The sequence below is a fragment of the Bradyrhizobium sp. CB1015 genome (assembly GCF_025200925.1).
GTDB lineage: Bacteria > Pseudomonadota > Alphaproteobacteria > Rhizobiales > Xanthobacteraceae > Bradyrhizobium.
In genome coordinates this window covers 4294425-4308632 of record NZ_CP104174.1, presented here as the reverse complement: position 1 = coordinate 4308632, position 14208 = coordinate 4294425, and the positions used below count along the sequence as shown (strand labels likewise).

12 protein-coding genes are annotated in these 14208 nt (G+C 64.8%); 4 read left to right on the top strand and 8 right to left on the bottom strand.

All coding sequences use genetic code 11. The features are described from left to right. Window positions 1-1002: 1002 nt before the first annotated feature. Both N2604_RS19745 and N2604_RS19740 read right to left on the bottom strand, forming a co-directional pair. Window positions 1003-2562: an acyl-CoA carboxylase subunit beta gene (locus N2604_RS19745; protein ID WP_260369936.1), complete on the bottom strand. Its 1560-nt coding sequence runs from the start codon at window positions 2560-2562 to the stop codon at window positions 1003-1005. After that, complete coding sequence (locus N2604_RS19740) at window positions 2492-3466, bottom strand: IclR family transcriptional regulator (RefSeq protein ID WP_260369935.1); 975 nt, start codon at window positions 3464-3466, stop codon at window positions 2492-2494. Before N2604_RS19740 ends, N2604_RS19745 begins: the two co-directional genes overlap by 71 nt. Window positions 3467-3561: 95 nt before the next feature. Here N2604_RS19740 and N2604_RS19735 point away from each other — a divergent pair, with 95 nt between their 5' ends. From N2604_RS19735 to glsA, 4 genes are all read left to right on the top strand, one after another. Further along, a complete protein-coding gene (locus tag N2604_RS19735) occupies window positions 3562-3783 on the top strand; it encodes a biotin/lipoyl-containing protein (protein ID WP_260369934.1) in 222 nt (73 codons plus the stop codon). A 166-nt stretch (window positions 3784-3949) separates the two neighbouring features. Next, window positions 3950-5116 carry a TAXI family TRAP transporter solute-binding subunit gene (locus N2604_RS19730; protein ID WP_260369933.1) on the top strand — a complete coding sequence of 389 codons (1167 nt, stop codon included), beginning with the start codon at window positions 3950-3952 and terminating at the stop codon, window positions 5114-5116. Window positions 5117-5359: 243 nt separating this feature from the next. Continuing rightward, on the top strand, window positions 5360-7435 hold the full coding sequence (locus N2604_RS19725) for a TRAP transporter permease (protein ID WP_260369932.1): 2076 nt from the start codon (window positions 5360-5362) through the stop codon (window positions 7433-7435). Between the two features lie 21 nt (window positions 7436-7456). Next, entirely contained in the window at window positions 7457-9304 is a 1848-nt protein-coding gene (gene glsA, locus N2604_RS19720; protein ID WP_260369931.1) for a glutaminase A, read from the top strand. Window positions 9305-9478: 174 nt separating this feature from the next. Here glsA and N2604_RS19715 read toward each other — a convergent pair whose 3' ends face one another. The 6 genes from N2604_RS19715 to N2604_RS19690 all read right to left on the bottom strand — a co-directional run bounded on the left by N2604_RS19715 (window position 9479) and on the right by N2604_RS19690 (window position 14117). Beyond that, window positions 9479-9781 (bottom strand): nucleoside triphosphate pyrophosphohydrolase family protein, encoded by a 303-nt coding sequence (locus N2604_RS19715; protein WP_197947036.1) that lies wholly within the window; start codon window positions 9779-9781, stop codon window positions 9479-9481. A gap of 26 nt (window positions 9782-9807) precedes the next feature. Further along, complete coding sequence (locus tag N2604_RS19710; protein ID WP_260369930.1) at window positions 9808-10335, bottom strand: carboxymuconolactone decarboxylase family protein; 528 nt, start codon at window positions 10333-10335, stop codon at window positions 9808-9810. Window positions 10336-10946: 611 nt separating this feature from the next. After that, the gene (locus N2604_RS19705; RefSeq protein WP_260369929.1) at window positions 10947-11306 is read right to left on the bottom strand and encodes a Zn-ribbon domain-containing OB-fold protein; all 360 of its coding nucleotides are present in this window, start codon (window positions 11304-11306) and stop codon (window positions 10947-10949) included. After that, window positions 11303-12439: a thiolase family protein gene (locus N2604_RS19700; RefSeq protein ID WP_260369928.1), complete on the bottom strand. Its 1137-nt coding sequence runs from the start codon at window positions 12437-12439 to the stop codon at window positions 11303-11305. The genes N2604_RS19705 and N2604_RS19700 overlap by 4 nt, the downstream gene beginning before the upstream one ends. 148 nt (window positions 12440-12587) lie before the next feature. Beyond that, entirely contained in the window at window positions 12588-13787 is a 1200-nt protein-coding gene (locus N2604_RS19695) for a CaiB/BaiF CoA-transferase family protein (RefSeq protein ID WP_260369927.1), read from the bottom strand. Between the two features lie 123 nt (window positions 13788-13910). Then, on the bottom strand, window positions 13911-14117 hold the full coding sequence (locus N2604_RS19690; RefSeq protein ID WP_260369926.1) for a hypothetical protein: 207 nt from the start codon (window positions 14115-14117) through the stop codon (window positions 13911-13913). Window positions 14118-14208 lie beyond the last annotated feature (91 nt).

Genomic DNA, 14208 nt, shown 5'->3' with positions numbered 1-14208 from the left:
GAGTGCTATCCGCTGTCCTCAAGCTACCGAGCCGCCGCGCGGGTTGACAATCGTATACCCTCGCAGCGAACGCGCGTGGATTCGCGTCGTGCGCCCGCCCGAGTTGGCGTCGTAGGCCATCCAGACGTCGCCTCCGAGGTGCTGCTCAAGGACGAAAACGTGTCCTCGTCGCGCAGCAACCATTCCCGGTGCGGGTGATGTCCGCGGAAAACGGAGCCAGTTGGACGCAAGATTCAATTCCGGCACGATACGGCCGAACACGCGCAGTGCCGCGCCGCAGCCGCAGAACGAGGAAGGGCAACCGGCCGGACGGCCACCGACAACGCGAGCGCCGTGGGCACCGGAGACGGCCGCCGGCGTGGTCGTGCCCCCGGCATCAGTCACTGTCAGTTGTGTCGAGCGGTACGCTTGCAGTGTGGGCCTGGAAATCAGCGAAGATCTGGAGGCCAGTGAGGGCCTGGAAGCCCGCTCGCCTCGCGTCTGCGAATACGAGAAGTCGCAGGGCATGGTGACGTTGCATTCAGGAGCTTGATGAAGGCGATAAGGGCGCGCTTCCGAAGCGACAGAAGCCAGGATAACGAGGACGCACGCAGAAAATACTCGCTTGAACATTGCAGGACTCCAAATGAGAGACCCTGCCCCGGGCAACGAGAAACCAATAACAGTTTGGCTGAAATGGGCCTAAACAGCGGCTGAAAATGGCTGCGGTTGCGCGCCACGACTGCACAATCTCATCAGCTACACGTAGCGCCTGAGATGATTAACTCGCAGCGCACGAATGCCCGATCAGCGCGTCAAGATCGCGGCATGCAACCAAGTCGGATCGCGCGAGTCAAGGATCCGAGCGTTGCGGCGCTGAGCCGGGGGCCCAGGAAGCTGCGAGCGCGCTGTTGCATGGGCCCCGGCTCTGCAGTGCACCGCTGCGCCGGACGATGCTTCGCATCGCCGGGGAAGCGCTGCGCTGCGTCCGGGGCACGAGCGTCATGGCTTGACACAAGGATGCTAGGGCCTGATCGAAAAGTTCTCCGGCGGCCCCACCTTGCGCAGCGGCTCGGCGAGGCGCGCGAACTCGCACAGCAGCGAGCGCGTCTTGCGGGGATCGATGATCTCCTCGACCCAGAATTTTTCGGCCGAGCGGAACGGCGAGCGGAGCTTGTTGAGGCGCTCCTCGATCTCCTTCAGCTTGGCCGCCTTGTCCTCGGCCGCGTCGATGTCGGCGCGGTAGGCGGCTTCGATGCCGCCTTCGAGCGGGAGCGAGCCCCAATAGGCCGACGGCCAGGCGTAGCGGATCGAGAAGCGGTCGGCCGGCTGATGCACGACACCGGCGACACCGAAGGCGTTGCGCAGGATCACGGTGCACCAGGGCACAGTGGTCTGGTTCACCGCCGCCATGGCGCGCACGCCATGGCGGATGGTGGCCGCCTTCTCCGCATCGAGGCCGATCATGAAGCCGGGACAATCCATGAGATAGACGATCGGCAGGTGGAAGGTTTCGGCGAAGTCGACCCAGCGCACCACCTTCTGGCAGGCATCTGCCGTCCAGGATCCGCCATAGTGGAAGCTGTCGCTGGCGAGCAGCAGCACCGCCCGGCCCTCGAGCCGCGCGAGACCCACGATGATGGGCTTGCCGAAGTTCTTGGCGACCTCGAAGAACGAGCCCTTGTCGACGACGGACTCGATGATCGGCCGCATCTTGTAGACCTGCTTGCGGTTGCGCGGCACCGCATTCATCAGCGCTTCGTCGCTGCGCTCGGGGTTGTCGGTGCAGGGCAAGGTCGGCGGCAGCTCGTAGACCGATGACGGCAGGTAGGACAGAAAGCGCCGCGCGCAGGCGAACGCCTCCTCCTCGGTGTCGACGGCATGATCGACCGCGCCGGCGCGGGTCTGGATATCGGCGCCGCCGAGCTCCTCCTTCGAGAGGTCCTGGCCCAGCGCCTTCACCACCGGCGGCCCCGCGACGAACATCGCGGACTTCCGCGTCATGATGGAATAGTGGCTGGCGGCAAGACGCGCGGCCCCCAGGCCGGCCACCGAGCCGAGACCGAGTGCGACCACCGGCACGCGCGAGAGGTTCTCGGTCGTGAAGCGATACCAGCGCGTGCCGCCGATGCCGCCCGGCAGATTGGCCGCGCCCTTGGTCTCGATGGTCTTGACCGAGCCGCCGCCGCCGGAGCCTTCGATGATGCGGACGATGGGCAGACGGAAATCGTGCGCCATCTCCTCAGCCATGAGCGGCTTGGCGGAGATCGATGCATCCGCCGAGCCGCCGCGCACGGTGAAATCGTCACCGACCACGACCAATGTGCGGCCGTCGACGCGCGCGCGGCCGAACACGCAATTGGCCGGCGTGAGCTTCTTCAGATCGCCGCTGGAATCGTACTCACCGATGCCGGAAACGGCACCGATCTCGTGAAAGCTGCCTTGGTCGATCAGCTTGTCGATACGCTCCCGAACAGTCAGCCGGCCCTGGTCATGCTGTCGCTTGACCTTGTCAACGCCGCCCATCTCCCGCGCGAAGGCTTCGCGCCGGGCGAGCTCGTCGAGTTCCGGCTTCCAGTTCATTCACTCCCTCCGAATGGATCGGCTTGTTATTGTTGTGCACGGCCATGGCGACCGGCTTGCGCGAGATACGGTTGTTGAAGGCGTCGCCTTCCGCCCCTTCCATCAGGCTGCCGAGCGAGCGGCCGAGCGCGAGCATCAGCGGTGCGACTTCGTCATGCAGACGCTGCTCGTCATACATCGCCGACAGAAGGCCGATCGTGATGACCACGAAGGTCTGGTATTGCGGCGACCAGATCGGCACCGCGAGGCCGTTGATGTGCGGGCTCCAGAGGCCGCAAGCCACGACATATCCGCGCTCGCGCAGCATCTGCCGGTTGGCCTCGATGCGGGGCTTGAGAATCTTGGCCGCCTCGGGCGCTTCGCGCTCCATGTCCGCGACGAAGGCATCGCCCACTTCCGGCGCCAGCGCCGCGGTGTAGGCCGCGCCTGCGGCGGTCGAGGCCATCGAGATGCGGCTGCCGGTGCCCTCGTGCAAGCCGAGCGCAGTCGGCGAACGCGCGAATTGGAGATAGACGAGATGGAAGCGGTCGGGGACGACGAAGCCGACCGTGCCCGGCAACTGCTCGGCGACTTCCTGCAGCCGCTGGCGAATCATGCTGCGCAGCTGCGCGCCCTTCATCATCGAAGCGCTCATCGCCACCGCGCTCGGGCCGATGCGATACTTTTGATCGCGCGGAAGATACACGAGCTGGCCCATGCGGGTCAGCGTGTGCGTGAGTCGCGATACCGTCGAACGCGGCAGACCGCAGCGATTTGAAATCTCGAGATTGCCGAGTCGCGCCTCGTGACCCTCGAAGCATCGCAACACGTCGAACGCGCGCGACACCACCTGGATCACATCACCCTCACCGGCTTCACCAGCGAGCGCACCTTGCCTGATCAACCGCTCCGAACGTCGTCCCATGATCCCTACCGTTATGTTCCGCTCTGCGGAATTAAATTCCACTTGCAGACGACGCTACCTCAGGCATTTTGCGACGACAACAAAAAGGCGATGGCATGCCAGAAATTAAGATCATCACGGAGGTCGCGGGACGCATCTGCGCAACTCCCGTGCAAGTTGGAGGAACCGTTGCGGATGGCGATGACGTTGTGGTGGTCGAAGCGATGAAGATGGAGATCCCGGTGCCCTCACCCGCGAACGGCACCATCACATCGCTTCTGGTGAAGGTCGACGACGTCGTTGCGGAGGGACAGGCGATCGCGATCGTCGCGAGTTAGCCGCGTTGTCCGGTCGTTTGCGCGACAATCTGTCAGATGCATTCCTGCTTGCGCGGTACGGCGTTGCCATCGCCTGATCGCGGTGACATGATCGGTTTCAAACAAAACTTGTTTCAAACAAAGAACGAAAATCCTCGCGGCAAAGCGAAAATCATTGGAGGGAAACATGCTTCGTGGGCTGCTCGTGCTCGCGCCTGCCCTGGTGGCGGGCATTTCTTTTGCGTCTACACGCTATTCGTTCGCCGAAGACATCAAGCTGCCGGCGACATTGACGTTCACCGCCTATGACACCGGCACCGCCGGCTTCAACATCGCGGTCGGCGTCGGCAAGATGATGAAGGACAAATACGGCACCGACGTGCGCGTGCTGCCCGCAGGCAACGACGTCGCCCGCCTCGCGCCGCTGCGCGCCAAGCGCGCGGCTTCCGCAGCGATGGGATCGGGCACCTACTTTGCGCAGGAAGGCGTATTCGAGTTCGGCTCGAAGGAATGGGGGCCGCAACCGCTGCAGACCCTGCTCTCGACCGTCGACTGCAATTGCGCCTCGCTCGCGGTGGCCGCCGACACCGGCGTGAAGGAGCTGAAGGACCTCAAGGGCAAGCGCGTCGGCTTCGTGGTCGGCTCGCCCGCGCTGAACCAGAACTCGCTCGCGGTGCTCGCCTTCGCCGGGCTGAGCAAGAACGACGTCAAAGCCGTCGAGTTCGCGAGCTACGGCGCGATGTGGAAGGGCCTGATCAACAACGACGTCGATGCCGCCTTCGGCACCACCATCACCGGTCCCGCCAAGGAGGCCGAGACTTCGCCGCGCGGCCTGATCTGGCCGCCGCTGTCCGCCAAGGACAAGGAAGGCTGGGCGCGGATGCAGAAGGTCGGCTCGTTCTTCTTCCCACAACTCGCCACCTGCGGCGCCGGCATCTCGCCGGAGAAGCCGGTCGAGCTTGGCAATTATCCCTACCCGATCTTCGTCGCTTACGCCTCGCAACCGGCCGACCAGGTCTATGCGATCACCAAGGCGATGATCGTCAATTACGACGCCTACAAGGATTCCGCGCCCGGCGCCGGCGGGCTCGCGGCCGATCGCCAGACCAAGAACTGGGTGGTGCCGGTGCATCCCGGTGCGGTGAAGGCGCTGAAAGAGGCCGGCCAATGGAGCGACGCGCAGGAGGCGCACAACAACCAGCTGTTCAAGCGTCAGGAGGCGCTGGCCGCCGCGTGGGCGGAATACGGCAAGTCCAATCCGCCGTCGGACGACAAGGCGTTCCTCGACGGCTGGATGAAGGCACGCGCCGCGGCGCTGGCGAAAGCCGGCATGCCGAATGGGTTCGAGGAATAGGCATGATGTTGTCGGGTTTGATCGCTGCCCCGCGAAAAGTGCGCACCCTCTCCCGCTTGCGGGAGAGGGTTGGGGAGAGAGTGTCTCCGCAGAGAGATTCCCCCGGAGGAGAGAACCCTCATCCGCGCCTTCGCCGCGACCTCTCCCGCACGCGGGAGAGGTTAAGGAGCCCGCGGCACGATCGCTTCAACCAACAGCCATTCGTTCTAGTCTGCAGCTAACAGCCCACGCGCGGGGTCGATGATGTCTTCTGCTTCCACCTCCACCGCCTCGCAGGACGAGGCCAAGCGGGTCGTGTTCGACGATCCGCATGGTGCCGCCGGCAACATGCAGGAGGCGGAGGTGACGCGCGTGCGCGCGTTGCGCGGCGCCTGGCGCTGGGCGCTGGTCGCAGCCACCGCGGCGACCATCCTGCTCTGCATCAACCAGCAATTCTCGCTGCGCTTCTTCATCGGCTACACCCAGCTCAACACGGAGTATTTCTATCTCCTGATCGCATTGATGCTGCCGTTCACCTTCCTGATCTTTCCGGGCACCGAACGCGCGCCGCTCGACCGCATTCCCTGGTATGACCTCGTCTTCTTCGTCGTGACCTTCGCGGCGGCTCTCATGTTGATGTCGCACGTGCGCAAGGCGGCGGAGGCCGGCTGGGAATTCGGCGGCGCGCCCAACACGGTGATCGCCGCAGGACTCGTGATGTGGCTGATGCTGATGGAGGCGCTGCGCCGCACCGGCGGCTGGAGCCTGCTCTTGAGCGTGCTGCCCTTCACCGTCTATCCGCTGTTCGCCGAGGCCGGCTGGCTCGGGCCGTTCCGGGGCACGCAATCGACGCTCGAGCAGGCGACCGCCTATCATGTGCTCTCCGGCGAGAGCCTGCTCGGCATTCCCATCCAGGCCTTCGCTGACACCGTGATCGGATTCTTGGTGTTCGGCACCGCGCTGATGATGACGGGCGCCGGAAAATTCTTCATCAACCTCGCCTTCGCGCTGTGCGGCACCTTCCGCGGCGGCGCGGCAAAAGTCTGCATCTTCGCCAGCGGCCTGCTCGGCATGATGTCCGGCTCGATCATCTCCAACGTGCTCACCGCCGGCACCATGACCATCCCCGTGATGAAGAAGAGCGGCTTCCGCGCCTCCTATGCCGGCGCGATCGAGGCCTGCGCCTCGACCGGCGCGGTGCTGGCGCCGCCGGTGATGGGCGCGACCGCCTTCGTCATCGCGCAGTTCCTCAACGTCAGCTACGCCGACGTCGCGGTCGCGGCGATCATTCCGGCCGTTCTCTACTATGTCGGCCTGTTCATGCAGGTCGATGCCTATGCTGCGCGCCACAAGCTGAAAGGCATTCCGCGCGCCGAGCTGCCACGGATCATGGATACGATCAAGGACGGCTGGTACTACGTCTTCGTCATCGCGCTCTTGATCGTGATGCTGCTCTACTTCAAGCGCGAGAGCCACGCGCCGTTCTACGCCACCGCGCTGCTGCTCGTGCTCAACCAGTTCTTCTCCAAGGACACGCGCTGGACATTTGCGACCATCGGCAAGTTCCTGGAGGTCAACGGACGCACCTTCGTCGAGCTGGTCGGCATCCTCGCCGGCTGCGGCCTCTTGATCGGCGCGTTCTCGATGACCGGCGTGGTGTCGAGCCTTGCCAATGACCTCCTGCACATCGCCGGCGACAACGCCTTCCTGCTGCTCGGCATGTGCGCCCTCACCAGCCTCATTCTCGGGCTCGGCCTGACGACGACGGCCTGCTACATCTTCCTCGCCATCCTGGTCGCGCCGGCGCTGGAGAAGCTCGGGCTCAACCGCATGGCCGTGCACATGTTCATCTTCTACTGGGGCATGCTGTCGTCGATCACCCCGCCGGTCGCGATCGCCTCCTTCGCGGCCGCAGGTATCGCCGGCTCGCCGGCCATGAAGACGGGGTGGGAATCGATGTGGGTCGGCAGCATCATCTATTTCCTGCCGTTCTTCTTCGTACTCAATCCGGCGCTGGTGCTGCAGGGACCAAGCCCCTATCTCGCCGGACTCGGCCTGATGGGCCTCGCCGCCTTCGGCACGCTGTTCATCTGCGGCGGCATCCAGGGCTACCAGCCTTTCGTCGGCGACTTGCGCGGCGCAGGCAGCCTGGAATGGCCGATCCGCGTGCTGCTGGTGATCGGCGGCTTCGTGGTGGCGACCCCCGGCGGCGGCATCATGCCGCTGTCGCAGATGCAGGTGACGCTGCTGGGCCTTGGCATCCTGCTGCCGACGATTCTGATCGCGCTTCTCCTGGTCCGGCGCCAGCCTGTGATACCGGACGGGTTGCGCGTACCCTGATTGCGTTGCACAAGGGAGGCGATGAAACCGCTCTCGCCTGTCGCCACCGCCTGGACCCGCTCGAAGCCGCCCTTGCTGCGGTTTCTGGACAATTGTCTCAACGAATTCTCCGCCGAGACGTCGGGCCATGTCGCCGATTACATTCCCGAGCTCGGCAAGGCCGACCCTGCCTGTTTCGGCATCAGCCTGGCGACGATGGACGGCCACGTCTATGAAGTCGGCGACAGCCGGGTGCCCTTCACCATCCAGTCGATGTCGAAGCCGTTCGTGTTCGCGCTGGCGCTGGACCTGCTCGGCGCCGGCAGGGTCGAGAGCGCGATCGGCGTCGAGCCCTCCGGTGACCCCTTCAACTCGATCCGGCTGAATTCCGAGAACCATCCGTTCAACCCGATGGTCAATGCCGGCGCGATCGCCTGCACCGGGCTGATCTACGACAGCAAGGGCGCGGAGGCCTTCGAGCAGATCCGCCTTGCGCTCAGCCGTTTTGCGGGACGCGATCTCTCCGTCGACGAGGCGGTCTATGCTTCCGAGAGCCAGACCGGCGACCGCAACCGCGCCATCGGCTATCTGCTCAAAACCAACGCGGTGATCTCGGACAATGTCGCCGGCGTGCTCGACGTCTATTTCCGGCAATGCGCCGTGCTGGTGACCGCGCGCGACATCGCGGTGATGGCGGCGACGCTCGCCAATCGCGGCATCAATCCCGTCACCGGCGAGCAGGTGCTGAGTGCTTACGCAATCTCGCGTACGCTGTCCGTGATGACGTCGTCCGGCATGTACGACTATGCCGGCGAGTGGATCTACCGCATCGGCATCCCCGCCAAGAGCGGCGTCGGCGGCGGCATTCTGGCTGCGCTCCCTGCCCGCCTCGGCCTCGGCAGCTATTCGCCAAAGCTCGACAAGCACGGCAACAGCGTGCGCGGCATCAAGGTCTGCGAGGCGCTGTCCTCGCATTACGACCTCCACATGCTCAACCGCAGCGACGACGCGCGCAACGCCGTCATCGCGGACTACGATATCGGCAAGAGCCCGTCGCGCCGCGTGCGCCGCCCGCAGGAGCGCGAGATCCTCGCCGCGCACGAGCAGGAGGTGCGGATCATCGAGCTGGTCGGCACGCTGTCGCTGTCGGCGGTCGATTACGTCTCGCGCCGGCTTGCCGGACGATCGCGGCCGCAGTTCGTGATCTTTGATCTCCACCGCGTGACGTCGACCACGCGCGCCGGCGCACGACTGGTCGCCGAAGCGTTCGAGGAGCTGGCCGCGCTGAATGTCACCGTGGTGCTGTCAGGCGTCAGGCGCGCCTCCAAGGAATGGAACAGCTTGCGGGAATGGACCGCTGAGCTGAAGAACGTCCGCGACTTCTATCTGCTCGACACCGCGATCGAATGGGCCGAAGACCAGATCGTGTATCGGTACGGCGGCTCGATCGATTTTCACGAGACCACCGAGCTTGCCGAGCAACCCCTGCTGACCGGGCTGAGCGAGGAAGAGCTGACGGATCTCGCCTCGCTCTGCACCATCAGGACCTATCAATCCGGCGCGAAGATTCTCACGGCCGGCGAGCCCGCCGATGCCCTGTATTTCCTGCGCAGCGGCGCCGTGCATGTCACGCTGCCCGACGGCGTCAGGCTGGCGACGCTCACCGCCGGCATGGCGTTCGGCGAGATGGCGCTGCTGGAGCAGACCCGCTCCGCCGACGTGTTCGCCGACATGGCAGCGACGGCATGCGAGGTGCCGCTAAAGGATTTCGAGCGCTTCCGCAAGCAGCACCCCCGCGCCAGTGAATGCATCATGCGCAACCTGGCCCAGCTCTTGGCCGACCGCCTGATCGTCGCCAACGCCAAGGTGGATATTCTGACCTCGACGTAATGAACGCCGACGTTGCTCCACAAGAAGTCGTCATGCCCGGGCTTGTCCCGCCTGCGCGGCCGAAGCCGCTTCGGCGAGGCGAAGGCCCGGGCATCCACGTTCGTGCCGCTTGGCGAGACGTGGATGGCCGGGACAAGCCCGGCCATGACGCCGACTTCCCAGCTCAAGCTTAGATTAACGGCTCGCGGCTTCGCTGATACGTCGCCTGATCTTGGCGGCGCTGGCATCGAGCAGCGCAGATGGCCGCTGGCCGGTGGCGGCGCACAGGCAGGCCCAGTAATAGACGACATCGCCGAGCTCTTCGACGAGACCCGCCTTGTCGAGCCAATCGTCGCGCAAGAGCTTCTTGATGTGCTCGGCGACTTCGCCGGCCTCACCGGCAAGGCCAAGGCCGAGGTAGGACAGCCGCTCGTTGGACGGATGCTCTTCGACTTTCGCAATGGTTGCGGCCCAGGCCGCATATTCATCGATCGTCATTGGCATTCCCCGCCGCTTGCGTCGATTCAGCCCACCACTTCGGCGACGGGCTGAAGATCGATCTCGAAGGTCTCCAGGAACTTCGACGTCATGATGTAGAAGCCGACCGAGAGCTGGAGCTCGACCAGCGCGCCCGGCGTCAGCTTTGACGCGATCGCCTTGAAGGTCGCATCCGTCGGTTTCTTCAGATTCACGATCTCGTCGGTGAAGGCGAGCGCGGCGCGCTGCACCTGGTTGAAGCAAGATGCGGCCTGCCAGTTCTCGAGCGCCTCGTTCTGCTCGTCGGTGACGCCGACATTCTTGCCGATGCGCTTGTGCGCGACGATCTCATAGGGTGCCTCGCACAGGATGCCGGTGCGCGTGATCGCAAGCTCGCGCACGATCGGATCGAGCTCGCCCTTGTGCCTGATCGCGCCGCCGAGGCGGCAATATTGCTCAAAGTAACTCGGCGAATGCGCCATCATCCGGAAGATGTTGGCATGACGGTTCTTGTCGAGGATTTCGCGGGTGCGGTCGGATGCCTTGGACGGGTCGCTGTACTGAATGCGGGCCATGATTTTCCTGAAGTTTTCCCTGATCTTTTGATGCTTCTTGTCGCCACCGGCGCAGGTTTCCGCAGACTCTATTCGCGGGTGGACGCAGGAGCAACATCATCGAGTCAAATTGCCGCCGCATTGCTGATCGACCCTGACACAGTCGATATTCGCCGCGTGGGGACAAATCGCGGCGGATACTCGCAAGGGGTGTTCCGAGTAAAAACAATTGGCTGTCGTGTGCGCTAACCGCGCAACGGTGAGTCACGCCCAAGTCTAGGGAGAAGACGGCATGAAGGAAGCCACCAAGGGGGCGGCCTCGGGAGCGCTCGCGCATATGCTGGCGGTGACGGCGATGCTCGTCATCGCCAGCATCTTGTTCTACGGGCGTTAGTTCGAGTTTTAGCGTTTTCGTCATTCCGGGGTGGCCCTCGCGGGACCGCGCAACGCGCGGCCCTAGCAGGCCAAGCCCAGAATACCCGTTCCAGGCTCGGTCGTATGACCGCCCCCGAATGACGGATCCCACGGTTGCCGTGTAGCCCGGATGAAGCGCAGCGCAATCCGGGAAATCTGTCCACGAGGTGCGAATCCCGGATTTCGCTGCGCTCCATCCGGGCTACATTCGCGTTTCGCTATTTGGCTTTGGCAAAGAACGGCACCAGCTTGCCTGCAAAAGGCTTGAAGCTCGCAATGACCGAATCGCCGATAGCGAGGTCATTCTCGCCATGGGCCATCATGCGAAAGCCCTCGGCGCAATCAACCAGCAGGATGTTGTAGGGCACGTGCGCGCGCATTTCCGGCGTTGCCGCGCGGCAGACCAGCGAGGTCGCGTACACCCTGCCCTTGCCGCTGGCACGCACCTCGCGCGGGTCCGATTCGCCACAAGCCGCGCAGAAGGCGCGGTAGAAATACTGCACATGCCCGCACGAGCTACAGGTCTGGTAGGTGATGGCTTCCTCGCCCTTGGTCCAGTCCGCCAGACGCTCGCTCATCGCACCCGCTCCAGGAACATGCTCACGTGAGACGACAGCACGCCGCCGTCGCCATGCAGCAGCGCAATCGAGGCATCGCGCACCTGGCGGGCCGCCGCCCGCCCCGTCATCTGCAAATGCGCCTCGACCAGATGCGCCATGGCGCCGCCGACCCCGCAATGGCCGTAGCTGAGCAGGCCACCATGGGTATTCAGCGGCATCGCGCCGTCGCGGCTGAAATGGCCGGCGCGGACGCGCGCGGCCGCCTCGCCGCGGCCGGCGAGCCCGAGGTCTTCCAGCAGCATCGCGAGCGTGACCGTAAAGCTGTCGTAGATCGCGGCATAGCGCACGTCGGAGATTGCGAGACCCGCGGCCTGCTTCGCGCGAGCGATCGAGATCTCGGCGCCGAGCTCGCTGAGGGCGGGCGCTGCCGTGACATGCTGATGAGTGTGCGCCTGGGCGCAGCCGCGAATGCGCACGCCCGCCTCCCCCGTCCGCTCGCGGCTGACGACGAACGCCGCGCCGCCGTCGGAGACCGGGCAGCAATCGAGCAGCTTGAGCGGCAGCGCCACGGGCTTGGAGGCCATGACGTCGGCAACATTGATGGGATCGTGGAATTGCGCGCCGGGATGGGTGCAGGCGTGGGTACGCATCAGCACCGCAAACTCGGCGAGGTCCTCCTGGGTCACGCCGTATTCGTGCATGTAGCGCGTGGCGACGAGGCCGTAATAAGCGGGAATGGTCGGACCGAGCGGCACCTCGTAATCGGGATGCCCGACCTGCGCCAGCGTCTGGATCGAGGCGTCGCGGCTCTGCCCGGTGAGACGGTTCTCGCCGGCGACGACGAGCACGTGTTTTGCGACGCCTGCTTCCACGAGATGATGGGCGAGCATGGTCATGGCGAGACCCGTGGCGCCGCCGACCTGCACGGCATGGGCGTAAGACGGGCGGATGCCGAAATGCTCGGCGAAGACGGTGGCGAGCATGATGTGCGGGGAGACGGTGGAATAGCCGCAGAGGATGCCGTCGATGTCGGTACGCTTGAGGCCGGCATCGTCGAGCGCGGCTTGCGCCGCTTGGCTCATCAGATCGAGCGAGGAGGAGTCCTCGTGCTTGCCGAAAGATGTGAGGCCGACGCCGGTGACGAAGCTCATGGCGCCATCTCTCCACCGTCATTCCGGGGCGGCCCGAAGGGCCGAGCCCGGAATCCATAACCACCATCGTGAGTATGGATTCCGGGCTCGCGCCAAGAGGCGCGCCCCGGAATGACGGATGAGAGAAACGTGGTCATCTCTGCTTCCCCTACTCAGGCGCCGCGCGCGTAACGCCGTCGCGCACCATGGCGGCGATCTCGTCGACGGAATAGCCGATTTCGTGCAAGATTTCGGCGCCGTGCTCGTTGAGCCGCGGTGCCAGGCGTACCGGCTCGGCCTCGGTCTCGGACCAGGTCGCCGTCACCTTCATGCTGCGGATCGGCCCTTCGGTCGGATGAGTGACCACCGGGAAAAAGCCGGTCACCTCCAGATGCGGATCGTGGAGGATCGAGGCGAGATCGTGCATCGGCATGACCGGCACGTCGGCTTTCGTCAGCAGAGCGATCCACTCCGCCGTCGTGCGCGTCTCGAAGATGCGGGCGAGCTCGGCATAGACGACATCGATATTGGCGGCGCGTCCGGCGAAGGTTGCAAATTTGGCATCGGCGCGCAGGTCGTCGCGTCCCGTGGCCTTGAAAAAATTCTCCCATTGCTTGTCGTTGTAGACGATGACGCTGAGATAGCCGTCCGAGGTCTTGTAGGGCCTGCGGTCGCGCGAGAGGTGGCGGGCATAGCCGCCCTTGTCGAGCGGCGGCTCATAGGTCAGCCCGCCCATGTGGTCGCCCATGACGAAGCCGGCCATGGTCTCGAACATCGGAATGTCGACGCGCTGGCCGCGGCCGGTGCGGTCGCGATGCACGAGGCTGGCGCAGATCGCGCCGACCGCGGTGAGGCCGACGATGCGGTCCACGAGCGCGTTCGGCACATAGCGCGGCACGCCGTCGCCGGTCTGCGCCATCAGCGCCGGCAACGCGGTGGCGCCCTGGATCAGGTCGTCGTAAGCGGGTTTTGCGGCATAGGGGCCGTCCTGGCCGAAGCCGAATACGCCGGCATAGACCAGGCGCGGGTTGATGGCGGAGACGACGTCGTAGCCGAGCTGCAGCCGCGCCATCGCCTGCGGGCGGACGTTGTAGACCAAGACGTCGGCGTCCTTCAAAAGCCGCAGCACGGCCTCGCGGCCCGCCGGCTTCTTAAGATCGAGGCAGATCGAGCGCTTGCTGCGGTTGGTGTTGAGGAACACCGGACCCATACCGGCGTGTCGCATCGGGCCGATCAGGCGGGTGACGTCGCCGTCCAGCGACTCCACCTTGATGACGTCGGCACCGTAATCGCCGAGCATCTGGGTCGCATAGGGCCCCATCAGCACGGTGGTCATGTCGATGACCTTGATGCCCTGCAGCGGCCCCATCGTTCGCTCCCGATTGCGCGGGGCTCAAATGCCCGGCGATTTCGGTCCAGCTAACGGCAGTGCCGCCGCTCGCGCAAGGGCGGGCGGCGTATGGCGGCATGCGCCGCGGGGCGGCGTCGGCCGCTATTTCTTCTGACGGGATTCCCGGATCTTCAGGAGCCGGTCGAGCTCTTCGTTCTGCTGGCTGATCCGGTCGGCGATGCGCGACTCGTTCTGCTCGCCGGAAGCGGCCGCGGCCTGCTCGATGAGCTGGCGGATATTGTCCTCGAGGATCGCGATGCGATCGTTGAGTGCTTCGAGGGAGAGAGAGTCTTCGTAGGCATTGCTCATGATGCGCGTCTCGCCTTTCAATCAGGAGCCGTAGGGTGGGCAAAGCGCAGCGTGCCCACCATGATCTAGCGCAAGGAAAAAGGTGGGCACG

Excerpts from the sequence above, each read along its gene's own strand:
- N2604_RS19745 (WP_260369936.1), bottom strand. The coding sequence starts at position 2,562 with ATGAACTGGAAGCCGGAACTCGACGAGCTCGCCCGGCGCGAAGCCTTC.
- N2604_RS19740 (WP_260369935.1), bottom strand. The coding sequence starts at position 3,466 with ATGGGACGACGTTCGGAGCGGTTGATCAGGCAAGGTGCGCTCGCTGGT.
- N2604_RS19735 (WP_260369934.1), top strand. The coding sequence starts at position 3,562 with ATGCCAGAAATTAAGATCATCACGGAGGTCGCGGGACGCATCTGCGCA.
- N2604_RS19730 (WP_260369933.1), top strand. The coding sequence starts at position 3,950 with ATGCTTCGTGGGCTGCTCGTGCTCGCGCCTGCCCTGGTGGCGGGCATT.
- N2604_RS19725 (WP_260369932.1), top strand. The coding sequence starts at position 5,360 with ATGTCTTCTGCTTCCACCTCCACCGCCTCGCAGGACGAGGCCAAGCGG.
- glsA (WP_260369931.1), top strand. The coding sequence starts at position 7,457 with ATGAAACCGCTCTCGCCTGTCGCCACCGCCTGGACCCGCTCGAAGCCG.
- N2604_RS19715 (WP_197947036.1), bottom strand. The coding sequence starts at position 9,781 with ATGACGATCGATGAATATGCGGCCTGGGCCGCAACCATTGCGAAAGTC.
- N2604_RS19710 (WP_260369930.1), bottom strand. The coding sequence starts at position 10,335 with ATGGCCCGCATTCAGTACAGCGACCCGTCCAAGGCATCCGACCGCACC.
- N2604_RS19705 (WP_260369929.1), bottom strand. The coding sequence starts at position 11,306 with ATGAGCGAGCGTCTGGCGGACTGGACCAAGGGCGAGGAAGCCATCACC.
- N2604_RS19700 (WP_260369928.1), bottom strand. The coding sequence starts at position 12,439 with ATGAGCTTCGTCACCGGCGTCGGCCTCACATCTTTCGGCAAGCACGAG.
- N2604_RS19695 (WP_260369927.1), bottom strand. The coding sequence starts at position 13,787 with ATGGGGCCGCTGCAGGGCATCAAGGTCATCGACATGACCACCGTGCTG.
- N2604_RS19690 (WP_260369926.1), bottom strand. The coding sequence starts at position 14,117 with ATGAGCAATGCCTACGAAGACTCTCTCTCCCTCGAAGCACTCAACGAT.